The sequence below is a fragment of the Xenorhabdus sp. KJ12.1 genome (assembly GCF_963876495.1).
GTDB lineage: Bacteria > Pseudomonadota > Gammaproteobacteria > Enterobacterales > Enterobacteriaceae > Xenorhabdus > Xenorhabdus stockiae.
The window spans coordinates 1-23,375 of record NZ_CAWNQH010000089.1 but is presented as its reverse complement, the minus strand read 5'-3'; the positions used below and the strand labels follow the sequence as shown (position 1 = coordinate 23,375).

The following is a 23,375-nucleotide window of genomic DNA, read 5'->3' as shown; positions in this document are numbered from 1 at the left end:
ACAACGGTGTTGAGAGCCGACAGAGTGAAACAGCGGAGCCAGACGGGAATGCACGCCCCGTAGCTCCTGTTCCCAGAGGTTGACAGGTGAGGTCATAGGGCACCTCCCTTGGTGTTAGGAAGATAGAGAGTCATCATGACACAATATGGATCACGACTGTAGTACTAAGCAAGGAGACTCTGATGCGCAGGCTGTGATGGGTGAATATTACGCATCAGGGTTAGGAGTGCAACAAGATTATAAAAAATCGGCTGAGTGGTATCTGAAAGCGGCTGAGCAAGGAGACATCAGTTCACAGGTTAATATCGGTTATTTCTACATGGATGGTATCGGCGTTCAAAAAAATAGCAAGACTGCAATGAAATGGTTATTGAAGGCAGCAGATCAAAACTCCACATTGGCAGCGAATAATATCGGTGTACTTTACCTGAATGGTGATGGTGTCAAAAAAGACGGTAAAAAAGCGATAGCCTGGTTTCTCAAAGCGGCTGAACAAGGTGATGCTACTGCACAATTAAATCTGGGACGCATTTATGAACAAGGCCTAATTGTGCCACAGGATCATGAAAAAGCACTTGGCTGGTATCAAAAAGCGCAGGAAAACGGAGCGGCAGGTGTCGGGAAGAAAGTGGAAATATTAATGAAAAAACTCAGGAAATAACGAAGCTCTCCACAATAATCAATCAGGAACAACAACATGGAACGATTACTCTGTATCAGCTTTTTTCTGGTTTTCAGCGTATTAACCACAGCATGTAAACCACAGGATCCCTGCCAGATAGAAGAAGGCGCTTTTTCAGCCTGCTTACGATTAGCGAACGATGGTAATACGCAAGCGCAATTTAAAACCGGGCGATTGTATGAAAAAGGATTAGATGTTCCGCAGGATTATAAAGAAGCTGCTAAATGGTATAGGAAAGCGGCTAATCAAGGGGATGCAGGGGCACAATATTATCTGGCTTCTCTTTATCATAAGGGACTCGGAGTAACACAGAACGCCAAAGAAGCGGCCATATGGTTTCTCAAAGCAGCTAAACAGGGGAATTATGATGCACAGTCAAATATTGTCGCTCTTTACCTTGAAGAATTAGATGTCGGGCTGGGTGATAGCGATATATACAAATGGAATATTCGCTCTGCTGAACGGGGAAAGGCGATTGCGCAGGCTAATTTAGGTTATATGTACTTTAATGGATTAGGTGTACCACAAGATTATGCTGATGCCATTAGTTGGTACGTTAAAGCCGCAGAAAAGGGAGATCTCTATGCTCAAAAGATATTGGGCCAGATTTATGCTGAAGGATATAACGGGCAGAGCAACTATTCCAACTCAGCAAAATGGTATGCTGAAGCGGCTAAACAGGGCGATGCCGAATCACAAGTAAAATTGGGCGATTATTACCGAACTGGTACCGGCGTGTACCAGAATTATAAATTAGCCCACAAATGGTATGAAAAAGCGGCTAAACAGGAAGATGCTAACGCGCAGAATGCGCTGGGTTATTTATACATGGAAGGGCTGGGAGTCGAAAAAAGTGGCTGGATAGCAATGGGATGGTTTTCAAAAGCATCTCTGCAAAAGAACCTTCAGGCCTCAGAAAATATTGGTCATCTTTACTGGACCGGCAATTGGGTAGAAAAAAATCACAATAAGGCCATGGGGTGGTATCTGAATGCTGAAGAGTCTCTGTCGGCTTTAGCTCAGAGAAATCTGGGGGTAATTTACGAATTGGGTGAGGTTGTCCCGAAAGATGAGAAAAAAGCACTTGAATGGTATCAGAAAGCGTTTGATAACGGACTTATCGATTTAGATATCAAAATTCAGGATATGAAAGATAAACTCAAATAAAATTGTTGATCCTGTATACAAGCCAATAAACTCCCCCGTCATATTGAACGGGGGAGTTCAAAACAGTGAAGTATTAACGGGTTCGTAATATCAAGAAAAACAAGCTTTCGCCCAGCGCGCCAGGCCTGTCGTCACAGACCCAAAGTAATTACCACTGACCAGAAGCACTTCCGGTAATACCTGCTCAACCGCCTGACGCAGAATAGGAGAACTGGCTGAACCACCGGTCATAAAAATGACATCCGGCTGAATGCCGCCTTGAGTCACTGCCTCGCTGACGAGTCTGGTCATTTTATTTTTTGTAGATTCGATAGCGGTTATCATTTGATCGCGCTGAATATCGATTTCAATAATTTCTGATAATAAATTTAATTGAGCACGATATTCACTGTTATTTGACAGTGCGATTTTCGCTTCTTCAGCGCTGCGTACCAGACTGTATCCCAGTGTTTCGTGGTGAACTTTCAGTAACCGTGCCAGTTTTTCCGGCTCTTGTGCATCTCGGTGTAAAGATTTTAATGCGGCCAGGTTCTGGCGAGAGTAAAACTCTTTTTGTGCCTGCACGTCATTGATGGCAATCGGATTCCAGAACTGAGTGAGCGGCATATCAATACCTGAGGCAAATTTACTGCCTAAGCCAAAAGGGTGCATCAGTTGTTTAAACGTCAGATTGATATCCAGATCGTTACCGCCAACACGTTGACCGGTGTGCGCCAGTAAACTGTCACTACGTTCGGATTTACCACACCAGTCCGGCCCCATCTGAATGAGCGAACAGTCTGTTGTTCCGCCGCCAATATCAACGACTAAAACGACTTTATTTTCAGTCAGGGTGGATTCATATTCCAGTCCCGCCGCGACAGGCTCAAACTGGAATTCTATATTACGAAAGCCTGCTCGTTTTGCTGCCTGTAACAGAATGAATTCGGCTTGCTGGTTCGATTTTTCACCACCACGTCCGTGAAAGTTAACCGGCCGCCCAATAACGACTTCTTCAACACATTGCTGGGTTTTGCTTTCTACCTGCTGCTTGATGTTGGACATCATGGCGCAAACCAGATCTTCGAAAAAGCTGATTTGCACTTCTCTTAGCCCCATAGCACCGAGGAAAGATTTTGGTGATTTGACGTAATAAGTATCCTGAGGATCTTCCAGATATCGTGTCAATGCAGCCTGACCGAATACGATATCTTCAGGTAAAAGATCGATACCTTCCTCACGATTTGCCGTAATTGCGCTGCGGAGTAACTGCTCACCGACTGGAGAACCCGGGCTGATATTTCTGTGGCGGAACAAGTGCTCAGAAACTGATTCTCGGGTTGGTGCTGCCAGTGCAGAAGGCATATAAAAATTTTCATTTTCAATAGCGATCAGCTGTGGCGTATTTCCGATCATTTCTGCTACTGCGCAATTTGATGTGCCATAGTCGAAACCGATGAACATAGGTTTCCTCATCTTCAATTGTCGAAAAATTGTAAAAAGGGCGCAGATGCTATCGCAAATTAAATTCAAAGGCGAGTGACTTCGATAAGATTATCTGGATGGTTTTTGTCAGGCTGGTTTCCAGTAAGCTGAAATATATTCTGGAAACCAGTTTAGTATCAGAAAGACAGTGAGTATCTGCCGTTTTCAGGAAAGGTAGATGATATGGCGTTAAAGTTTATTGCCTTTCAGCCTGTTTTTGCATTGCCCCGGCATGATAGGCAATATGCTCCTCAATAAAGCTGGCAATGAAATAGTAGTTGTGATCATAACCCTGACGAAAGTTGATGGTTATCGGGTAATTTTCTTCATTACAGGCATTCAGTAATAAGTCGGGGCGCAACTCGCGATTAAGAAAATCATCACCCGTTCCTTGCTCAATTAAAAGTGGTAATTGTACTTTTACTTCACCATTTTTAATTAATTCTACCGTATCATATTGTTTCCATAGCGATCGGTCTTCGCCCAGATAAGCCGAAAACGCTTTTTCTCCCCACGGAACCTGACTCGGGGCTACAATTGGCGCAAATGCCGACACACTGCAATAACGTTCCGAGTTTCTCAACGCAATAACCAATGCGCCATGTCCACCCATAGAGTGCCCACTGATGGCCCGTATATCGTTAACATTAAACTGCTTCTCGATTAACTCAGGTAGCTCTGAAACAATGTAATCATACATCTGATAATGCGCTGCCCAGGGCTGTTTTAGCGCATTGATATAAAACCCGGCCCCTTTTCCAAGATCGTAAGCAGGATCGTCAGGAATATCATCGCCTCGCGGACTAGTATCCGGAACAACGATAACGATGCCATGTTCTGAGGCATAACGCTGAGCTCCGGCTTTGGTAATGAAATTCTGCTCAGTACAGGTTAAGCCGGAGAGCCAGTACAATACCGGTAATTTCTTGTCTTTTATCTGAGGCGGCAGAAAAACAGAAAACTTCATCTGACAATTCAGAGTGCTGGATTCATGTTGGTAGACATCCTGCCATCCGCCAAAGGATGCGTGATGTTCAATTCTTTCCATTACTTTTCTCTCTAAAACGGTAGAAAGTGGAGACGGGACAATTAGTAGTGAATTACCGTCCGGATAGATTTACCTTCATGCATCAGTTCAAAGGCTTCATTGATATCTTCCAGCGGCATTTTATGTGTCACGAAAGGTTCCAACTCAATTTCACCCTTCATTGCATCTTCAACCATGCCCGGTAGCTGGCTGCGTCCTTTGACACCACCAAAGGCTGTTCCTTTCCATGTCCGACCGGTAACAAGCTGGAATGGGCGAGTAGAAATCTCCTGTCCGGCACCTGCAACACCGATAATGACTGACTGACCCCAGCCACGATGAGCACTTTCAAGCGCTGCACGCATGACGTTGACGTTACCAATACATTCGAAAGTATGGTCAACTCCCCATTTCGTCATATCCAGAATAACCTGCTGAATAGGTTTGTCATGATCGTTGGGATTGATGCAATCTGTAGCACCAAATTGTCTGGCTAATTCAAACTTAGTCGGGTTGGTATCAATAGCAATAATACGGCCTGCTTTGGCCTGACGTGCTCCCTGAAGGACGGCAAGCCCGATACCACCCAGCCCGAAAACAGCCACAGAATCCCCGGGCTGAACTTTAGCCGTATTATGTACAGCACCGATACCTGTTGTTACGCCACAACCTAACAGGCAAACATGTTCATGATTTGCTTCCGGGTTGATTTTTGCCAGTGAAACCTCGGCTACAACGGTATATTCGCTGAATGTGGAACATCCCATATAGTGATAAACAGGTTGGCCGTTGTAGGAAAAGCGGGTTGTTCCATCAGGCATAAGACCTTTTCCCTGAGTATCGCGAACGGCAATACAGAGGTTAGTTTTACCGGACTGGCAAAAATCACATTGACCACATTCAGCGGTATACAATGGAATGACATGATCGCCGGGTTTAACACTGGTAACGCCTTCACCAACTTCAATAACGACTCCAGCGCCTTCGTGTCCGAGCACAACAGGGAATAAACCTTCGGGGTCATCACCTGAAAGTGTAAAAGCATCTGTATGGCAAACACCGGTATGGCTGACTTTAATCAATACTTCACCGGCTTTCGGTGGTGCTACATCAATTTCAACAATTTCGAGTGGTCTGTTTGGCCCAAAGGCAACGGCAGCACGTGATTTCATAACATCCCTCTTTTTGATGAGATAAAAAAAGTAAAGGTGAGGTAGTGCGCATATGGCTATGGCGCACACAGAAAAAGTTGTATCGCAAATTTGCTCATCAATTGACTGCGCCTGATGAAAATTATGAACGATATTGCATTCAGTTTACCTGATTGTGAGTGATAATCATCATGTACTGTTTAATCGCTTTGTTGCGATAAACCCCAGCGCAAACGGAGCACTGAAATAAAACTGAGGCTCAAGAGCATGAGCATAAATATCATACCCGAGTGTATTGTTTCGAAATAAGTGGTGATCCACTGGAAACATAATGCACCTAATGCCAGTCCACCAAAAAATGCAGAGGATACTCTTCCTGAGGCTATGGGAATATCTCCAAAACATTCGTGCTGTATGAGCATAGCCATAGCCAGAGCGTTGGTTGCTACAAGGGTACAGCCAATTCCTATCACTCCGACATAAATTAACCAGAGATTTTGATGGGTTGCATTGAACGTTGCAATTAAGGCCAGGAATGCAAATATAAATAGTAATGCCAATAAATCAGATTCCTGCTTGAATCTATTTGCCAGAGGTGTCAGAAATAAACGGGAACACCAGCCGATTAATCCAAATAACGTGATAAGAAATGCTGCCTGTTCCAAAGACATCCCCAGTTGAACAGCAAAGATTGGGACTTGAGTAATAAAAGCGGATAAGACAACACCAACACAGCCCTGCATTAACATCAGCATACTTATCATATTTAACTGTGCTGAATTCCGGTGTTTTATTGATGTTCTGGGTTTTGTTAGATAAATAGTTATTTTAGAAGACCAATTATGAACATAGACTAAAAGTGCCATCAATAAACATAATGGAATTATTGAACCTAATGCCGCTTTCCAACCCGATTGTGTAGCAATCAATGGTAAAACTGACCCTGCTGCTAGTGCGGCTATTTGAACACCGGATTGCTTCAATCCCACCATGAATGATTTGTTTTCTGGAGCAACCTGAGATGCAATCGCTTGGTTAGTCATTGGATTTGATAACGCTTGTGCAATGCCGCAAATCGCTATTGCTAACATCATTAACCAAGGATGGTTTGCCAGAATTAATACTGTAAATGCCCCTCCAGTAGATAGAAATAAGATAATTCCCGCCCAGCGAACGCCCCACTTTTTCACCCATTGCCCAGCAAATAAAGATAAAATGGCTGCCACACCAAATGCTGCCAGTGTAAATCCTCCCAAGAGTTCACGATCAATTATTCCTTCTCTTAGAATAAAAGGTGCTAGTGCTCCACACGCGTAAAGAATTAGCATAGGTAGTGCCATCGCTAGTATTAGAATAATTCCCAGAGATAGTTTCTCTTTTTTATTATTTCCTTCCATTTTTCTCGCCATGTTTTTCCTCATAAAAATAATTATTTTTAATAAATGTATTTTTATAATTGATATGGTTATTAACTAATTTATAGTAAATATAGCCTTCGTATTTCAAGTTTATTCTTTGTTAGCTCTGTTCATCCCTTTGGTTACTATGGTTATAAATAGGGAGTTATCTATGCTGAATGGATTCGTTTTTTTCCTGTTCAACGTAATCTGAAATCCATTGAATATGCCATGTTAAGAATTTTATTCTGATAACAAGATAATGACTGGATAGAGTGAATGTTTATTTTTGTTTGTTGGTTTTTATTTCTGTCTTTATTTTATTTGTTTGCTATAAAAAAATAAAAGTGCGTAACAAAATAACTTTATTGAAAAGTCATTTCTTTTTCTTATTATGAGTTTTTGAAATGGTTAACCGAAATTATTAATATAAACTAATGTGAATATCATTGGTTATTCAGGATGAACGTTGTTTATTCAGCAATGAGTAGTAATCACATTAATGATTTTTGTTATTAAGCTTCGGAAATATATTTGTAATAAATCAGGTGGGTAAATGATAGGTACGAAAACGTTCGAGGTATTCCCTTCTGTTGATATTGTCGATGGAATAGCGATGACATCAAATTCTGCAATTCGTCTAACTCGTGGTGAAAGTGCAACATTACGGCGGCCTTTAGGTACTCCGGCAGAAGTCGCGTTGGCCTGGCAAAATGCCGGAGCAAAATGGATACATGTAGTTGATCTGGATGCGGCGTCAGGCCGAGGTTCAAACAGTCATTTGATTGCTGATGTTATCGAGGCGGTCGATATTAATGTACAAGTCTGTGGCGGTATCAGAAATGAAGAGATCTTGAGCCGGGTATTGGCAACCGGATGCCAGCGGGTAAATTTAGGAACCGCTGTATTAGAAAACCCGGAATGGTGTGCCAGAGCTATTGGTGAATATGGCGATAAGATTGCTATTGCGTTGGATGTAAGGAGTACACCGGAAGGTTATCAACTGGCAACCCATGGGTGGAATGTCAACAACGGCAAGCTTTGGGATATTCTTGAAGATCTGGAAAGACAGGGATGCCAGCGTTATGTCGTCACTGATGTTGAACGGGGCGGCATGATGAGTTCCCCCAATTTTACACTACTGAGTGAAGTATGCGCAAAAACCTCATCGCCGGTCATTGCTGGTGGTGGAGTCTCAAGCATAGATGACCTGCGTGTTTTAGCCGATATGTATGATCAGGGTGTTGAAGGTGCCATTCTTGGTCAGGCGCTACATATCGGTAAAGTGCCACTTGAAGAAGCAATTGCCGCAACTCGAACACCAAAAGCGCAAGCTCAAAGAGGTTAAATATGTCTGAGTTTCTTTCACCTTCTTCAGTTATTCCATCAATTTTAGACCTGCGTGCTGTTGGTTTATTAGGTGATTTACGCGGTGTCTGCGGAACAAGTCATCTGATGAAAGAAGTTATGGAGCTTCCGGGAGTCGTCTCGAAGAAACAGAATTTCCTCAGTTCCCGAGGTTTTGCTTATTACGAGCCCAAAACCTGTGATGAGTTATTGGCAACAATAAAATATTATGCAGACATCATCACTAAATTGCAGTGCACAGATAAACAATGCGCAGTACCTTCAAAATATATATTAGCTGATCATTGCTTGGTGAAATTGTTACGTATTATCGACAGCTTATTAGGTGTTCCACAAATTACTAATGAAGACATTATACCTTTTATTGATGGTGTGAAGGCGTGTGCTGAAATTATCTGTTCAACACTAACGGGAAGAAAATCCAGTTTTTCTCCTTCCTTACTTCAAAACTTGAAACTTCCGGCTGGTACTGGGCATCAGGTACCAAGAACATATATCGAGGGAGATAATCACCTGTTAACACTGGCTGCTGCGCAAATAGATGTATGCCCTGACTCTTCCGTTATCGGGGTGATGTTAGGCGGTGCAGCGACAGCGGCAGTAACGGCCGCAGCATGGAATAGTGAACTCAATTTAGTGAAAGTTTCCCGCTATGATGATGCATGTAGTAATAGTCATCATATCTGGGGACGTAACATCCCATCCAAGAATTCTATTTCGATTATTGATGATAATTGTGGAACTGGGGATACCTTACGACAGGTCAGGGATCTGGTTATAACTCAGACAAGAATAAGACCAAAGCTACGGGCGACTGAATTACATTGGGAAAAACTCTTGCGTACCCGTGTGTATGGATATTCTGATCGTGTATTCAGCCCTGAATTTTTAGATGTACTGACCCCTTGGTGTTTCAGGCATCATAAAGTTCTGAATCATTTAGTTAATCAGCTCTTAACTGATGAAGGTAAACAGCCCCATACAACCCATTCCTATACAACTACAGCGGATTGGGTTAGCTATTCATACAGTTTATTGTCTGTTTTGTATGACACCCTGACAGATTCCACGTGGGCACCTGAATTACTGGGTTTTTTATCGACTCTGGTATCTCCCCAAAAAATGGATTGTGACCAACCCATTGATGCATTTAGAGATATTGCGCAGCAATGCCCTGAATGTTTATCCCGCAACTGTGAGTTTGGAGCAAATCGTTCGGAACAGGCAAATACAGCTAAGGAAGTTAATTGATTATGGCAACAGCACATATTATTTGGGACTGGAATGGCACACTACTGAATGATGTTAGTGTCTCAGTCAGCGCAACAAATTTAGCACTTGCAGAAATTGGTATTGAACCACTGACGCTGGAACAATATCGGGAATATTATTGTGTACCAGTGCAAATTTTCTATAAGCAGGTTATTGGACGCGAACCATCCTCTGCTGAATGGTCAATCATAGGAAAAACATTTAATACCCATTATCGGCCCGGTATACAAAAAGCAAATTTAGCCGAAGGAGTGAGTGATCTGCTGGCTGCCCGCTATCAGTCAGGAGCGACCCAATCACTATGTTCACTGATGCAGCATGAAGAATTAGTTCCGATGATTAATAACCACGGTATTACTAAATTTTTTACCCACGTTGATGGCAGAAATACACCGTTATTGACTACCGGAAAGTCGGAACAATTAGCTAACCATATTAAAAAGATCAATATCGCTCCTGAAAAGAGCGTTGTGATTGGTGACGCAACCGATGATGCCATTGCAGCATTAGCCGCAGGTACTCATGCCATTCTTTACACTGGTGGAACGCATAGTCGTTTAAGCCTTGAAGCTGCAGGTGTACCTGTTGTTGATACATTAAATGAGGCTTTATTAATGGCTGATTACTTAGTCAGTAAATAAGAAAATATTAATCCACTGAAATAAATTATTTTTATTATTACTATCATTTTAAATGACGTATTCTTTATTGTTTTTTTAAATGAAGCTGTTAATGCTTTTGTGTAAATAGCGGAATAATATAAACCATTAAAGTTGTTTTTTATTAAAATATAAAAGAAAACACCATTTAAAAAACTATTTATAAATGGGAGATGCGCACGTATGTTAATATCTGTAGTTGGGCTTCAATTTGGAGATGAAGGAAAGGGTAAATTTGTTGATTACTTATCTGGTGGTGTAAATAACATTGCCAGATTTAATGGGGGAGCTAATGCAGGCCATTGTGTACAATATGGAAATGTGAGAGGGTCTTTTTCTCAATTACCGGCATCACTTAATAAAAAGAATCTCTATATTTGTCAGGGCGCATTAATTAGCCTTCCGGTACTTGTGAAAGAAATTGAGTTTATAAAAAGAGAAAATATTAACTCCAGCATCTCAATTGATCCCCGATGCCATATTGTCTTGCCATTACATGCAGAATTAAATAAAGCATCTGAAAAGTATAAGGGTAAGAATAAAATAGGATCTGTAGGAGTAGGTGTTGGTGCCTGTGTTGAAGATAAATCGAACCGGCATGGAATTCGGCTTATTGATACTCTGGATAAAGAAAAACTCAGAAGCAAATTAGAATTTCTTTGGGGCATCAGGGAAAAACAAATCAACCACGTTTTTAATGATAATTCGACTTTAGATTTTGAGGAAATGTTAGAAATAACGCATCAATATGGAAGAAAGATCGAGCCTTATTTTACATTTACTAATGAAGCCATCCGTGACTTATTGAATGCGGGAGAAGATATCTTACTTGAAACATCACAAGCCACTTTTTTGGATAACAGTTTTGGTACGTACCCTTATACTGTAGCGTATCAGACTCTGGTTCAAACCTGTTTTGCCATGATTGGTATACCTGCGCAGAAAATGCATATTGTCGGTGTGATGAAGGCCTATATGATCCGGGTCGGTAATGGCCCGTTCCCGACAGAACTACAGGCTGAACAGGCTGATTATATCCGGGAACGTGGAAACGAGTATGGTACTGTTTCCAAAAGGCCAAGGCGCTGTGGCTGGCTGGATCTATGCTTGATCAAGCATGCGGTAAAACTTAACGGGGTAACAGAACTGGCAATAACTAATACTGATGTTTTAGCAGGGTTGGATGAAATAAAGGTAGCTATTGCATATGAAATTGATAATAAACCGGTTTGCTGTGATAACGCCTTATTGCAGCTTGAGAAAGTTAAACCTGTCTATAAGGCCTTTAAAGGCTGGGGAGAGCTGAAGGCATCGTATACTCACTTTACAGAGCTGCCTGCTGAACTAATTGATTTTCTGAATTTTATTCAGGATTATGCTGGAGTCCCAATTAAATATATTTCACATGGGCCTGATAGAGAACAAACATTAATAGTGCAGTAATGAGGAAAGGAAGATAATGATTCACTATGTGACTGGTTTTATGTTTTCTGAAGATAAGAAGCATGTTGCTCTTATTTCTAAATTACAACCTAGCTGGCAGAAAGGGCAGCTCAATGGTATCGGCGGAAAAATAGAAATAGGTGAAACGCCTCAACAGGCAATGGCAAGGGAATTTGCTGAGGAAGCAGGAATTAATACTCAGCCTGAAGAATGGAAATTATTTACTGTGCTAACCCGTCCTGATGCTTATCAAGTGAATTTTCTCTATACGTATGATGACAGGGTTTATTCTGCAAAATCTGTTGAAAAAGAAATTGTTAATATTTATGAAGCACAATCATTACCTGATAATGTTATCTACAATTTACGCTGGCTAATTCCCATGGCTCTTGATGAACATTTACGCTTTGACAGGTCGATTGAGATTATAGAAATGAGGGAAAACTCATAACTTGTCTCTGTAAATTTTCTATTCTAATATTGCTCGCTTTACAGCGAGCACCTTTTATCATTTATAAGAGCATGTGCTTTTATTGAATGCTTTCTTTTGAGTTAGTCAGTGTAAAATAACCATAATATGTGGCTATAATAATCCCTATTCCGGCAATCAAAGACACGATAAATCCACCATGAGAGCCATATATATCGACAAACTGTCCTGCAGCAGTTGCACCTAAAGCGGCACCAGTATTGAGACCGGAAAGCAACCAGGTGAACCCTTCCGTTAATCGTTTCTCCGGAACTATTTTTTCAATTAATGCCATCGAGATGATCATTGTTGGTGCAAAGAATAAACCCGCCATGAAAACAGTGAAAGCTAAGCCGGAAATACTGTTAACCATTAAAAAAGGAACGGTAGTTAAAGCAGTGCCTAACCCGCCTATAAGAAATAGTTTGTATAATGGCGTTTTCAGTTTAACTGCACCAAATATCAATCCGGCAAGGCAAGAGCCTACAGCATAAGCTGATAACACTAAACTGGCTGCTACCGGACACCCTAATTCTTTGGCAAAAGCAACACTCGCTATATCAACAGTTCCGACAATAATCCCCATAAAAATAAACAGTAATGATAAAACCCATACGCCAGATATTTTAATAATTGAACTGTTTGTTTCTCTGGTGGTTTTTGGAATTTCAATAGGAGGTTCTGTCCTGCGAAACATCACAAATAAACATACACCTATAGCTAGCAGAAGAGCGGCCACTAGAGGCCCGGCTTGTGGGAAAAGGGCTACGCTCAGGCCAATTGATATAGGTGGGCCAATAATGAATGATATTTCATCAAATACTGTTTCGAGGGAATATGCGGTTTGCAGTTGAGGTTGCCCACGATAGATAGCTGTCCAACGGGCACGTACCATTGCCGACATACTGGGCATAAAACCAGCCAGAGCAGAACATAAAAATAATGTCCAGATAGGTGCCTGCCAGTACGCACAGACTAAAAGGGCTAATATACCCAAAACGCTTATAGTTGTAGCAATGGGTAGGACAATATATTGTCCACGATGGTCTGCTAAGCGAGAAATTTGTGGGGATATCAGTGCATAGGTTAATACAAAAATTGCTGATACTGATCCTGCTAATCCGTAGCTACTACTTAGCTGTGATAACATGACTATGATGCCAATTCCGGTCATAGGAAGTGGCATACGAGCTATAAAACCCGCCAAAGAAAATCTTGCTGCACCAGATGCTTTGAATAACTCACTATAAGGATTGCTCATATTGCTTCTCATTGTGATAATTGGTTGCATAAAAGTTAGGTTGCCAACAAACATACGATACGTATGTAAAATTAACATGCCAGCATACGCAGCGTATGTCAATGAGTTGTAAATTACATATTAACGGAAGGATAAATGGCCCGGCGAACCCGCACAGAAATGATAGAAGAGACACGTAGCAAATTATTGGCTGCTGCGCGCAATGCCTTTGGCTCTTTAGGTTATGCTAATACTTCAATGGATGATTTTACGGCTAAGGCTGGTCTTACACGTGGTGCTTTATATCACCATTTCGGTGATAAAAAAGGCTTATTAATGGCTGTAGTGGAACAAATCGATTCAGAGATGGATCAACATCTCCAGTCGATATCTGATAACGCAAAAGATTCATGGACTGGATTTCGTGATAGATGTCGGGCTTATTTAACAATGTCACTTAATCGGGAATTCCAACAAATCGTATTAAGAGATTCGAAAATTATTCTTGGCGATCAATTCAGAGAATCTCAATCTTACTGTGTTTCATCAATGAAAAAACTACTGGAAAAAATGATTCTTGAGAAGAAAATAAAAGATGTTGATGCCGAATCTTTGGCTTGCCTAATAAATGGAAGCTTAGTTGAAGCCGCTTTGTGGATTGCTGATGATACAGACCAAAAAGCTAAACTTGAAAAAATAATTCCTGCTTTTGATTTATTACTTGATGGTTTGAAATGTGATTGATTCTATAACTATTTTAATACATGGATATAAATATGAAATTATCAGATTTACTGCTAGCCATAGCAGTAACCGGGGTATGGGGATTAAATTTTAGTGTTATTAAGTTAGGGTTAAATACGCTAGATCCATTCTTATTAGCTGGATTACGTTTCTTATTATGTGCCTTACCAGCTGTATTCTTTATTCGTCGACCTGATGTGCCAATGAAAATTGTTGGGTTATATGGACTAATCTTTGGTGTGGGTCTATGGGGAATGGTGAATCTGGGTGTCAAAATGGGAGTTTCTGCAGGTGTTTCCTCTCTATTGTTACAATTTAGTTCATTTATTACTATCGCAATGGGGTATTTCTTTCTCAAAGAGCGCATTCATTTTCATCAAATAATAGGTTTTATACTGTCAGTTATTGGTTTAGGGTTTATTATGGCTTTAACTGATGGCTCAATTACCTATTTAGGTGTGATTGTAATACTATTTGGCGCTGTGAACTGGAGTGTCGCTAATATTATTGTAAAAAAATCAGGTGGGAAAAATATATTTGGTTTTTTAGTCTGGTCATGTGTTTTCTCCCCTTTACCTCTATTTCTTATGGGGTATGCAATTAATGGTTCTACGGTGTTATCTAATTTTGTTGAAAATTTGAATGTGACTGCTATATTTTCAATTCTATTCCAAGCCTATCTTACAACTTTAATAGGATATTGGATATGGAATTTATTGTTGAATAAATATCCTGTTTCTAAAGTTGCTCCGTTGTCTTTATTGGTTCCGGTTTTTGGTTTTATTGGAAGTGCAGTTATTTTTGGTGAAGTGATGAGCAATGAAAAAATAATTGCATGTGTTTTTATTTTGATTGGACTGGCCATATCTCTATATGGGAATAAATTAGTGAAAAAAACTCGAGCATGAATAATCTGGTTTTCGGGATAGCTTATCTTCATTTTGTATTCCCCAATTTTCGGGGAATACAATTATTACACTAGCAATTTATATTTAAATGATTTCTATATATTTATAGTAGCGCATAAAATCACATTGTCAGATTAATCTCCCAGTATGAGTTCCTGCATATTACCTATACTCTCAATAAATTGATCATCATGAGAAATTAATACCATAGCACCAGTGTAATAATGTAGTGCTTTCTGGAGTAACTCACGGGATTCAATATCCAGATGATTATCAGGTTCATCTAACAGCAGAAGTGCTGGTGCTGAAGGCCCACAAAATAAACAGGCAAGGGCGACTTTCAGTTGTTCTCCTCCACTTAGATAACCGACAGGTTTTAGAGCCTCTTCACCTCGCATACGCAGTTGCGCCAGCCGAGTACGATAACGATCTTCCGTCCAGCCTGGTGACTGTAATTGAAAGTTATACAAAGCTGACTGGGTTTTATCGAGGAATGAGAAATGCTGATCCATTAAGCGATGTGAGGAGGTGATGCGACAAGTGCCCAGTTTTGGTGCCAGTGAGCCAGTCATGACTTTCAGTAAAGTCGATTTTCCACTGCCATTTTTTCCTGTGATAGCGAGGCGGTCACCGTTATTGATGGTCAAGCTGATAGGGGCGTCTGATCCAAAGGGTAAAATGACATCCTGTAAATAAAGTAATGGAGGCGTTGCTGACTGAGGCGTTGCAACAGCAATTGACAGCGGATCGATAATGTCGAGTTTTGCTCTGGCATCAGCTGCTAAGGAAGAACTGCGCTGTAGCCTTTCTTCATTCTGTTTTGCCAGCCGTGACAACGTGGATTCAGAGCGGTCCAATGCGCGATCCAGCAGAATTTTAGCTTGATTAGCATTTTCCCTACGTTGTTTCCCCTGACTCTGCCTTTTATCAGATTTTTCTCGATCTCTTTGTTTATCCCGTATGGCTTGCTTGAGGTTTTTTCTGGTCTGATCCACCTCGCGCTGTATACCTAATCTTAGCTGTTCTTTACTGTCCAGCCATGTTTCCCAACCACCAATGCTACGTGATAATCCTAACCCGCCAAGCTCATAAACAACGGAAACATGCTGTAAGAGTTTCGTATCATGTGTAACCAGTAAAATGCCACCGTTGAAAGTTGCCAACCATTGGGCTAACCAGAGACGCCCCTGTCTATCAAGGTGATTACTTGGTTCATCCAGAATCATAAAGCCGGCTCCCTGTTTTTTGAGAGACAGTAGCCGAAGTCGTGTTTGTTCTCCTCCGCTGAGTAAATTAAAGGGCTGGTTTAATATCTCTGGAGCCAGTTCACCTTCTGCCAGTAAAGATTCGATCTGAAATTGCCAATCCCAGTTTCCTTCCATAACATCAAAATCTGCGGCTTCACCAATACCAGCAAGAATACGTTCATTGGCATTGATAATATCAGTGAGTCCGAATATGTTGGCTGAACTACCTGTAAAAGCAGACAGGCCTTGTGACAGATAACCCACATCACAAAAATGTTTGACACTTCCTTCCGATGGTGGAGTTTGTTTTGCCAGTATTGATGCTAACCAGGATTTACCAATACCATTACGGCCTATCAGTGCGTGTTGCCCTGTATGCAGAGTAATATCAATATCGGAAAATAGTGGTTTGAGTTCACCCGAAAATTGATGGGCTATTTTTTTTGCTTCGATTAATGGTTGACCTTCATATTGCATGATTACTCATCCCCATATAACGATATGTTTTTATTTAATTTATTTAAATAGTACCCCCAGATATACCCCCAAATATTTTTGCCACTCTTCTTTTAATTTTCTGGCAGGGAGTAGATTAGTACAAAAGCACTTACTTTAAAAAAATTTATTCAAAAAACAAAAAACTATTATATATATAACTGTTCACAGTGTTCACAAATACTATATATATATAATTTAAAAGGAAAAATTAAGTGAACAGTAGTATTCTCTAGTATTCACTTGCTGTTCACATAGTTATAGAAGCTAGCGGACTGAGCTATAATTAACCCCAATTCCGCTTAAGCTATTACTGAAATATCTTCTTCTGAGTAGAAAATTTTCAGTGATGGCTTTTTCTCTTTAAGGCAGTAAGCAATCAATCCCGTTAAAATGGTTAACAAAAAACCGGTTATACTTCGGTGACGAGAATGTTCTCATTGAGAGCCGTTTTTTAATTGTCCATTAATCGTTTCAATGATAAAACGCTTTTTAAGCATAACCTTATCCCACTCAGCCAGTGCAAGCGCTTTCATGTTGCGGCGCTTTTTCGTGATAAAGGTGATATCCGTTTTAGCTAAATCATCCGCCAATTCCTGACTCAGATATCCTTTGTCGCTGTAAAGAGAACCCGTGAGATCTTTTGATAATTCGCGTACAGGCTCCCTATCATCCACATTACCCGGGGTCACTTTAAGCGCTAAAATTTCGCCCAGATGGTTAATAATCAGGTGTAATTTGAACCCATAGAACCATCCCATTGAGGTTTTTCCGCGTTGCGCTATGCCCTGAAAGACCTTATGACGAGGAATACGGATGTTATGACAAACGCGCAAACTCGTGGAATCAATAAAAGCGATCCCTTGAGTTGTTACCTTACGTGACGACAGAAAAGCGCATAAAGGGATAAGCGTCCTTTTCTTCAGGGTAAGCATACGGATATAACTGACTAATCCGGGAAAGTCGTGGATAATGTATTGTTTTACATGTTCATTATAAAACGTTTTAAAATCACGATAATGGCTCATATGGAATAAAATGAGGATCATCATGATTTCGCTGAGAGCAAGGGACGCTTCGCGGTGTCGTTTACGTAATCCGTTTTCAATGAGTTGTTGATGCCAGAGAGGGATAAATTTTTGACAAAAGTCATCGACGCAGCAGTAAAGTTCTTCTAAATTATACATGCCTGAGGATCTCCACGATTTTGTTTTCTTTAGCAAAAACTTTGATCGTGCCTCAGGCACTTTAGTTCCCTTCTTAAGCGAAGCTCAGGTTAAATATCTGAACACCCTCTTACCTGTGGCAACGCATTAGAAAAAAGCCCTGCTTTGTGCTTTTAGCCCTAACGCAAATACCCCACCCGCCAAGTTATCCCGATAAACCATTCCATACGATTTAATACCAGATTCTGACTGATGTTTTTTTGGTCTGTAGTTATCTGTAGTTAAAGGTGTTTGTTAGTAACCACTACCACCGTAATTCTTGATGCTAAAGGGTTTGATCTAACTTTCATTAACCTAAACTCTGCGCGCTTATTCTGGGTAATCTGGTATATTTTATCTACAGGAACTTACTTATATCAGATGGTATTTTGGCTACAAGCCGGTACCCCTTTTATATAAAAGCCATAGCCGCTATAGAGGGAAAATACCGTTAATCTAAGGCAACGTGATGAGCAACACTAACGCAGATGTAATTAAAGAGTTTTTGATATCGCTTGGATTTGATATCAAAAAGTCTGACTCAAAAAAATTCAGTGCAGTGCTGTCAGGCGTCACCGCCAATGCTTTAAAGCTGGGTGCTGCCGTGGAAGGCGCAGCACTGGCAGTCGTGGGCTTTACGACGCAGGTTGCCAGTGGGTTAGATAAACTCTACTGGCAGGCACAGCGCACCGGCGGTACGGCAGAGCAGATTAAAGCCTTTGGGTATGCCGTGTCTCAGGCGGGTGGCACAGTCGAGGGGCTGAACTCGTCTCTTGAGAATGTGGCCCGGTTCCTGCGTAACAATCCGGGTGGCGAAGGCTTCCTGCGCAATATGGGGATTCAGACCCGTGATACTAATGGACAGCTCAGGGATACCGCTTCGTTAGTCGCGCTGGTGGGAGAACGGTTGTCAGGGATGCCATCGTTTAGGGCCAATCAGTACGCCAGTATGCTTGGTATTGATGAGAATACCATGCTTGCCATGCGCCGTGGGGTGGGGGGCTATGCGGCGGACTACAAGAAGGTCATCAAGCAGTTGGGATATGACCCAGCGCTTGCTGCCAAACACGCCAACAACTTTATGACCCAAATGTACCAGCTCAAGATGGTAACGGGTTCAGCGAAAGACAAGATCGGCGGTGAACTTGCCCGGATACTGACACCGAGTGTGGAGAAGTTCACCAAACTCATACTAACGAACTGGCCGACCACTGAAAAAGTCATTATGTCAGTGGCAAAAGCCATTATGACAATGGCAGACATATTAGGTCAGTTGGTCTATCGAGGTGCGCAAGGCATACAGGATATTATCGGCTGGTGGCAGAGGTTGGATGACGGGAGCCAGAATCTGATTAAAGCCTTTGGGGCAATTGCTGTTGCTTGGTGGGCGCTGAACCAGAAGTTCTTATTTTCCCCTATTGGCATGATCACTGCGCTACTGGCAGCATTATTTTTGCTCTATGACGATTATCAGAGCTGGAAAGAAAAGAAAAATAGTTTTTTCGATTGGGGTAAATGGGAAGGGATGCTTAAGAAAGTCAAAACGGGAGTTACCGAATTAACAAGGGAATTTAAAGAGCTAGGTATCCAAATAATGGATTTGTTTGGTATTGACCCGGAGCAATGGTCATTAAAGTTTGAGTTCGAAAGCCTGTTGAAAAGTCTAGGTGGATTAAGTGAAATGCTCTCGCACCTAGTAGCTGCGTTAAATCACCTTAACAACGGTGATTTTACCTTAGCCTGGGAAGAACTCAAACTAGCGTGGAATGGCAGCGAGAAAAATAAACAGGAAACAAACACGATAGGGAGTAAAACCGGAGAGCGCCACAACGATGCGGTAAAAGAGTGGTATTTCTCTTTGAATAACCAGTTAAATGATTGGATGGGGGTATTGGTCAGGCACTACGCATAGAAAATAAATCGGCTACTCAGAACAACGGATTTCGCTTCACAGATACAACGATAGATATTCCGACAGGCGATCCTTATATTGACCAATTACGGCTCAAAGTTCAGCGCAAAGAACTTACAATGGATGCAGCCAATAAAATTCTTGATGACAAATTTGCAAACAAAACATCGTTGAAAGGAAAGCCACTGCTCGAATCAATGGCAGGGCACTTTGCTATGTTGGAGAAGAAGCATGGCTTACCTCCGGGGCTACTGCACGGTGTCGCTATGACTGAATCGTCAGGCGATCCTAATGCGAGAGGTAAACCAACCGCATCAGGTATAGCTCTGGGTATGTTCCAATTTATGCCGGGTACAGCTAAGCAGTATGGGTTAAAGGGCGATGATGTTTTCAACCCGTATAAATCTGCGGAAGCCGCAGCCAGAATGCTCAGCAACCTATTGAAACAGACTAATGGCAACTTGGATAAGGCGCTGGCAGGGTATAATTGGGGGATCAGGTACGTGCTTGAAAAGGGCATCAATAACTTACCGAAGGAAACTTGAAACTTCCTGCCTCGTGTTAAAGGTCATATGGCAAGAGCACCTAAACCCGGTAATAAAGGGTTTGATATGGATCCCCGGATGATTGAGAACGCCATGCCGAATATCATGAACATGCTGAGTCATAGCAGTTATACGCCAGAATACCTACGTGCAGCCTCTTCACTGGCACAGAATCAAACAACCATTGCACCGGTCTATAACATCAATGTGAGCGGAACATCATCACCTCTTGAAACCGCTGCGTTAACCGGAGAAACAGTACAGCGCACAAATGCCATATTGGTACGCAACCTACAAACGAAGGTGAGCTAATGGATATTTTATCCACGTTGTTTTTTCAGAATACGCGAAGAATCGGAATGATAATACCGAGTGTCGTGATATCGGAAAAGCACCAAGACTCAGCAGAGATTACCGAACATCCGGTGCAATACGGCGCAGCTATTAGTGATCATGCCTATGATAAGCCGTCAGAGGTCACAATGGAGTTGGGCTTTGCTGGTGGTGGGGTCGTTAATTGACGGCTTTGATACGCCTACTAAGATATTTGATTTTAATACCGAAGAAATATTGGGTAGAAGCCCCAAAGAAATTTATGAACAACTGCTTAAACTAAAAGCCTCTAAAGAGCCGTTTGACGTTCTCACAGGAAAGCGCCGATATAGAAACATGCTGATCCGGGCAATTTAAGTAGTAACGGATAAAACCTCTGAAAATGTCCTGATGGTCACATTGACCCTGCATGAAGTAATTATCGTCGATACGGCAATAGTTGAGGGTATAAAAGTTCCACGGGTAGCAAGAACTGCACCCTTAGAAGCTCAGCCAACACTTGACCGGGGAACGGTAACGACAATAACAATCGATAAGAATAATTCTTTGTTAAATGCGGGATATGAGGCATTAGATGATTTTTTAGGTGGCGCGTTGTCTAGGATTGGAAAGCAGATCACAGGAGGCTGAAATGAACGTTGTAGAGATACCTTTGCTCGCAGGAAACCAAGTATTTGATATTCAGTTAGGCGGCATAGCGTATAGAATGCGTATACAGTACAGGGGCGTTGCGGGTTGGGTATTAGATATTATGCACCCGAATAGCGAGCCGATGGTATTAGGGACACCGCTAGTTTCTGGCGTAGATATTCTGGAATCATACCAGAGCTTGGGCTTTAATGGCGCGCTGGTTTTTGTTTGCAAAGACGGTAATGAGACGAGCGGAGAAGGCTTAGGCGATACCAAGCGGCTATATTTTTTATCTTCTTGAGATGGTCAAGAAATTGACCATGATCCAAAACCCGCCTCATGATTAAAATCAAACAGTTATCCGTAAAGCAAACTTGCGTTACGAACACTATCAAATAGATAAGTCTCTTATGCCGGGGAAACTACCGATATCCCGGCAGTTAAAAGCGAGGGGCTTTTCAATTCTAACGAATCGGTATAATTAAAATAAATCAGTAGGTTATATTGATAGTTGAAAAAATAACCATCATAACTAAAGATAACTCTTTGTTTCTACTCATGAAGCAAAAACGCGATCATTATCCCTTGCCCGTTAGCCAACTAGATGAGCACTTCCCCGGCAACCTATTAATAAAGTTTAATTCTAGCGATTCGCTAGAATTAAAAATCCCTTTTAAATCAATATCATCCAAAGTTGGATCATGGCTCAGAACTGAGCCATCAGAGTAAAAGCCCTTTCAAATCAGCATGGTCCAAAAGTTGGAGCATCTATTTCTTATACCCCCAACCGATGCTAATATGTACTAGTTATCTAGTACAATAAAGGCGGATAAAAGATCATGCACAGAGATATGCAGAAAATACTATTGCATTGGGGCGGGTGGGTAGTGCAAGGCAAAGTTAACATTGGTTGGAAGTCAGTATCCGCCGGGTTTAAAAACGCGGTGACTTATACCGGTAACAATAAGCTGTCGTGCAGTGACGAGGACGGCATGATCATAGATAGCTGTGTCGCCAAGCTACGCAACGTTGGTATGGCTCAGGAGTGTGATTTTATCGAGCACCACTACGTTAGCGGCATGTCGAAAAGAGCCATAGGCCGTAAGTTCAAGCTCAGTGAAAGTGAAGTTAGAAAGCGAATGCTGGTGGCTGAAAGTTTTATCTTAGGGTGTCTTGAGGTACTTGATGAACCCTTGGAAATAGACCTAATCTATGGCTTCCACGGTAACAGGGAGAATGTGTCCAGTTCAGTATTAAACGCCCTATAGTAAAAAGCCTATCCACTGCCCGTATACCTGTGCGAACGGTTCCACCCGCTTATAAGTTAAGTGGATAAATTTGAACAGAAAATTAAGGCAATGCTTACTTATATTAAAGTGCCAACATTGCCTTTTTTATTTAACATATAGTATTAGTAGCGAACAGATTCACTATATAACACATCAATAATTGTTGTTTTTTAATAATAGCGGTCTGTTGCCGGTTTTATTTTTCTACCAAAATCCTCAATGTAATCTTCATAAATAAGGACATTGCTATCTTCGAATATATAATAAAAATCATCTTTTCCATTTTTAGAAACACCCATTATAAAACCTCGCCAACCGCTACGACCCCAATTGTCACCCATGCCTGGTCTTAGAATGAACCAACTCGTTTCACCACTTTTATTCCATCTGCTAACACAAACAGAAACTGCTTTATTTGAATAATTTGTTATTTTCATATAATTCTCTCTTTTTTAATTTTGTAAAATATTAAAATGACAAGATTTATATTTATTGGGATATTACAGCCCTATTTCATAGGAGCTATTTTCATTATTGTTTTTTACCCAATTAATACAACAATAATGAAACTCAGTGGTCTGATCGTGTTGGCTGTTGTAATAATAACCCCAATTCCGCTTAAGCTATTGCTGAAATATCTTCTTCTGAGTAGAAAATTTTCAGTGATGGCTTTTTCTCTTTAAGGCAGTAAGCAATCAATCCCGTTAAAATGGTTAACAAAAAACCGG

The 23,375-nt window shown here is 41.3% G+C and carries 21 protein-coding genes and 3 pseudogenes; 15 read left to right on the top strand and 9 right to left on the bottom strand.

Features of this window, described 5'->3' with window-relative positions:
- Positions 1–145 precede the first annotated feature (145 nt).
- Positions 146–661 (top strand): tetratricopeptide repeat protein, encoded by a 516-nt coding sequence (locus AACS92_RS16205; protein ID WP_099111790.1) that lies wholly within the window; start codon positions 146–148, stop codon positions 659–661.
- A gap of 36 nt (positions 662–697) precedes the next feature.
- Positions 698–1,849 carry a tetratricopeptide repeat protein gene (locus AACS92_RS16200; RefSeq protein WP_099111789.1) on the top strand — a complete coding sequence of 384 codons (1,152 nt, stop codon included), beginning with the start codon at positions 698–700 and terminating at the stop codon, positions 1,847–1,849.
- A 90-nt stretch (positions 1,850–1,939) separates the two neighbouring features.
- Here AACS92_RS16200 and yegD read toward each other — a convergent pair whose 3' ends face one another.
- From yegD to AACS92_RS16180, 4 genes are all read right to left on the bottom strand, one after another.
- Positions 1,940–3,292 (bottom strand): molecular chaperone, encoded by a 1,353-nt coding sequence (yegD, locus tag AACS92_RS16195; protein WP_099111788.1) that lies wholly within the window; start codon positions 3,290–3,292, stop codon positions 1,940–1,942.
- A gap of 217 nt (positions 3,293–3,509) precedes the next feature.
- Positions 3,510–4,361: an S-formylglutathione hydrolase gene (fghA, locus tag AACS92_RS16190; RefSeq protein ID WP_099111787.1), complete on the bottom strand. Its 852-nt coding sequence runs from the start codon at positions 4,359–4,361 to the stop codon at positions 3,510–3,512.
- A 41-nt stretch (positions 4,362–4,402) separates the two neighbouring features.
- Complete coding sequence (locus AACS92_RS16185; protein WP_099111786.1) at positions 4,403–5,512, bottom strand: S-(hydroxymethyl)glutathione dehydrogenase/class III alcohol dehydrogenase; 1,110 nt, start codon at positions 5,510–5,512, stop codon at positions 4,403–4,405.
- A 179-nt stretch (positions 5,513–5,691) separates the two neighbouring features.
- Positions 5,692–6,888, bottom strand: coding sequence for an MFS transporter (locus AACS92_RS16180; protein ID WP_193757005.1), 1,197 nt, complete (start codon positions 6,886–6,888; stop codon positions 5,692–5,694).
- A gap of 556 nt (positions 6,889–7,444) precedes the next feature.
- Between AACS92_RS16180 and AACS92_RS16175 the strand changes: the two genes are divergently transcribed.
- The 5 genes from AACS92_RS16175 (at position 7,445) to AACS92_RS16155 (ending at position 12,081) form a co-directional block, all read left to right on the top strand.
- Complete coding sequence (locus tag AACS92_RS16175; protein ID WP_099111784.1) at positions 7,445–8,236, top strand: HisA/HisF-related TIM barrel protein; 792 nt, start codon at positions 7,445–7,447, stop codon at positions 8,234–8,236.
- 2 nt (positions 8,237–8,238) lie between these two features.
- On the top strand, positions 8,239–9,507 hold the full coding sequence (locus AACS92_RS16170; protein ID WP_099111783.1) for a hypothetical protein: 1,269 nt from the start codon (positions 8,239–8,241) through the stop codon (positions 9,505–9,507).
- Between the two features lie 2 nt (positions 9,508–9,509).
- Positions 9,510–10,169: an HAD family hydrolase gene (locus AACS92_RS16165; RefSeq protein ID WP_099111782.1), complete on the top strand. Its 660-nt coding sequence runs from the start codon at positions 9,510–9,512 to the stop codon at positions 10,167–10,169.
- Between the two features lie 201 nt (positions 10,170–10,370).
- A complete protein-coding gene (locus AACS92_RS16160; RefSeq protein ID WP_099111781.1) occupies positions 10,371–11,630 on the top strand; it encodes an adenylosuccinate synthase in 1,260 nt (419 codons plus the stop codon).
- A gap of 16 nt (positions 11,631–11,646) precedes the next feature.
- Positions 11,647–12,081 (top strand): NUDIX domain-containing protein, encoded by a 435-nt coding sequence (locus AACS92_RS16155; RefSeq protein ID WP_099111780.1) that lies wholly within the window; start codon positions 11,647–11,649, stop codon positions 12,079–12,081.
- Positions 12,082–12,160: 79 nt separating this feature from the next.
- Here the strand turns inward: AACS92_RS16155 and AACS92_RS16150 are convergent, their stop codons facing one another.
- Positions 12,161–13,360, bottom strand: coding sequence for an MFS transporter (locus tag AACS92_RS16150; RefSeq protein ID WP_099111779.1), 1,200 nt, complete (start codon positions 13,358–13,360; stop codon positions 12,161–12,163).
- Positions 13,361–13,495: 135 nt separating this feature from the next.
- Here AACS92_RS16150 and AACS92_RS16145 point away from each other — a divergent pair, with 135 nt between their 5' ends.
- A complete protein-coding gene (locus AACS92_RS16145; RefSeq protein WP_099111778.1) occupies positions 13,496–14,083 on the top strand; it encodes a TetR/AcrR family transcriptional regulator in 588 nt (195 codons plus the stop codon).
- Between the two features lie 32 nt (positions 14,084–14,115).
- Positions 14,116–14,991, top strand: coding sequence for an EamA family transporter (locus AACS92_RS16140; protein WP_099111777.1), 876 nt, complete (start codon positions 14,116–14,118; stop codon positions 14,989–14,991).
- Between the two features lie 134 nt (positions 14,992–15,125).
- Here the strand turns inward: AACS92_RS16140 and AACS92_RS16135 are convergent, their stop codons facing one another.
- Together AACS92_RS16135 and AACS92_RS16130 are read right to left on the bottom strand one after the other, a co-directional pair.
- Complete coding sequence (locus AACS92_RS16135) at positions 15,126–16,715, bottom strand: ATP-binding cassette domain-containing protein (protein WP_099111776.1); 1,590 nt, start codon at positions 16,713–16,715, stop codon at positions 15,126–15,128.
- Positions 16,716–17,035: 320 nt separating this feature from the next.
- Positions 17,036–17,920 (bottom strand): annotated as a pseudogene (locus AACS92_RS16130) (IS982 family transposase).
- A 487-nt stretch (positions 17,921–18,407) separates the two neighbouring features.
- Here AACS92_RS16130 and AACS92_RS16125 point away from each other — a divergent pair.
- The 6 genes and pseudogenes from AACS92_RS16125 (at position 18,408) to AACS92_RS16100 (ending at position 22,626) form a co-directional block, all read left to right on the top strand.
- Positions 18,408–19,850 (top strand): lytic transglycosylase, encoded by a 1,443-nt coding sequence (locus AACS92_RS16125; RefSeq protein ID WP_099111775.1) that lies wholly within the window; start codon positions 18,408–18,410, stop codon positions 19,848–19,850.
- A complete protein-coding gene (locus AACS92_RS16120; protein ID WP_241538031.1) occupies positions 19,817–20,395 on the top strand; it encodes a lytic transglycosylase domain-containing protein in 579 nt (192 codons plus the stop codon). Before AACS92_RS16125 ends, AACS92_RS16120 begins: the two co-directional genes overlap by 34 nt.
- 27 nt (positions 20,396–20,422) lie before the next feature.
- Positions 20,423–20,707 carry a hypothetical protein gene (locus AACS92_RS16115; protein WP_099111774.1) on the top strand — a complete coding sequence of 95 codons (285 nt, stop codon included), beginning with the start codon at positions 20,423–20,425 and terminating at the stop codon, positions 20,705–20,707.
- Positions 20,707–21,358 (top strand): annotated as a pseudogene (locus AACS92_RS16110) (phage baseplate protein). Before AACS92_RS16115 ends, AACS92_RS16110 begins: the two are co-directional and overlap by 1 nt.
- Before the next feature lies 1 nt (position 21,359).
- A complete protein-coding gene (locus AACS92_RS16105; RefSeq protein ID WP_099111773.1) occupies positions 21,360–21,659 on the top strand; it encodes a phage baseplate plug family protein in 300 nt (99 codons plus the stop codon).
- 538 nt (positions 21,660–22,197) lie between these two features.
- Complete coding sequence (locus AACS92_RS16100; RefSeq protein WP_193757002.1) at positions 22,198–22,626, top strand: antiterminator Q family protein; 429 nt, start codon at positions 22,198–22,200, stop codon at positions 22,624–22,626.
- Positions 22,627–22,817: 191 nt separating this feature from the next.
- On the opposite strand, the gene AACS92_RS16095 is transcribed toward AACS92_RS16100, so the two are convergent.
- Entirely contained in the window at positions 22,818–23,084 is a 267-nt protein-coding gene (locus tag AACS92_RS16095) for a hypothetical protein (protein ID WP_099111771.1), read from the bottom strand.
- Between the two features lie 181 nt (positions 23,085–23,265).
- Positions 23,266–23,375 (bottom strand): annotated as a pseudogene (locus tag AACS92_RS16090) (IS982 family transposase); the annotation flags it as partial.

What these genes read in the sequence shown, in the direction of transcription:
- AACS92_RS16205 (WP_099111790.1), top strand. Translation starts at nt 146, where the DNA reads ATGGATCACGACTGTAGTACTAAGCAAGGAGACTCTGATGCGCAGGCT.
- AACS92_RS16200 (WP_099111789.1), top strand. Translation starts at nt 698, where the DNA reads ATGGAACGATTACTCTGTATCAGCTTTTTTCTGGTTTTCAGCGTATTA.
- yegD (WP_099111788.1), bottom strand. Translation starts at nt 3,292, where the DNA reads ATGTTCATCGGTTTCGACTATGGCACATCAAATTGCGCAGTAGCAGAA.
- fghA (WP_099111787.1), bottom strand. Translation starts at nt 4,361, where the DNA reads ATGGAAAGAATTGAACATCACGCATCCTTTGGCGGATGGCAGGATGTC.
- AACS92_RS16185 (WP_099111786.1), bottom strand. Translation starts at nt 5,512, where the DNA reads ATGAAATCACGTGCTGCCGTTGCCTTTGGGCCAAACAGACCACTCGAA.
- AACS92_RS16180 (WP_193757005.1), bottom strand. Translation starts at nt 6,888, where the DNA reads ATGGAAGGAAATAATAAAAAAGAGAAACTATCTCTGGGAATTATTCTA.
- AACS92_RS16175 (WP_099111784.1), top strand. Translation starts at nt 7,445, where the DNA reads ATGATAGGTACGAAAACGTTCGAGGTATTCCCTTCTGTTGATATTGTC.
- AACS92_RS16170 (WP_099111783.1), top strand. Translation starts at nt 8,239, where the DNA reads ATGTCTGAGTTTCTTTCACCTTCTTCAGTTATTCCATCAATTTTAGAC.
- AACS92_RS16165 (WP_099111782.1), top strand. Translation starts at nt 9,510, where the DNA reads ATGGCAACAGCACATATTATTTGGGACTGGAATGGCACACTACTGAAT.
- AACS92_RS16160 (WP_099111781.1), top strand. Translation starts at nt 10,371, where the DNA reads ATGTTAATATCTGTAGTTGGGCTTCAATTTGGAGATGAAGGAAAGGGT.
- AACS92_RS16155 (WP_099111780.1), top strand. Translation starts at nt 11,647, where the DNA reads ATGATTCACTATGTGACTGGTTTTATGTTTTCTGAAGATAAGAAGCAT.
- AACS92_RS16150 (WP_099111779.1), bottom strand. Translation starts at nt 13,360, where the DNA reads ATGAGCAATCCTTATAGTGAGTTATTCAAAGCATCTGGTGCAGCAAGA.
- AACS92_RS16145 (WP_099111778.1), top strand. Translation starts at nt 13,496, where the DNA reads ATGGCCCGGCGAACCCGCACAGAAATGATAGAAGAGACACGTAGCAAA.
- AACS92_RS16140 (WP_099111777.1), top strand. Translation starts at nt 14,116, where the DNA reads ATGAAATTATCAGATTTACTGCTAGCCATAGCAGTAACCGGGGTATGG.
- AACS92_RS16135 (WP_099111776.1), bottom strand. Translation starts at nt 16,715, where the DNA reads ATGCAATATGAAGGTCAACCATTAATCGAAGCAAAAAAAATAGCCCAT.
- AACS92_RS16125 (WP_099111775.1), top strand. Translation starts at nt 18,408, where the DNA reads ATGAGCAACACTAACGCAGATGTAATTAAAGAGTTTTTGATATCGCTT.
- AACS92_RS16115 (WP_099111774.1), top strand. Translation starts at nt 20,423, where the DNA reads ATGGCAAGAGCACCTAAACCCGGTAATAAAGGGTTTGATATGGATCCC.
- AACS92_RS16105 (WP_099111773.1), top strand. Translation starts at nt 21,360, where the DNA reads ATGAACGTTGTAGAGATACCTTTGCTCGCAGGAAACCAAGTATTTGAT.
- AACS92_RS16100 (WP_193757002.1), top strand. Translation starts at nt 22,198, where the DNA reads ATGCACAGAGATATGCAGAAAATACTATTGCATTGGGGCGGGTGGGTA.
- AACS92_RS16095 (WP_099111771.1), bottom strand. Translation starts at nt 23,084, where the DNA reads ATGAAAATAACAAATTATTCAAATAAAGCAGTTTCTGTTTGTGTTAGC.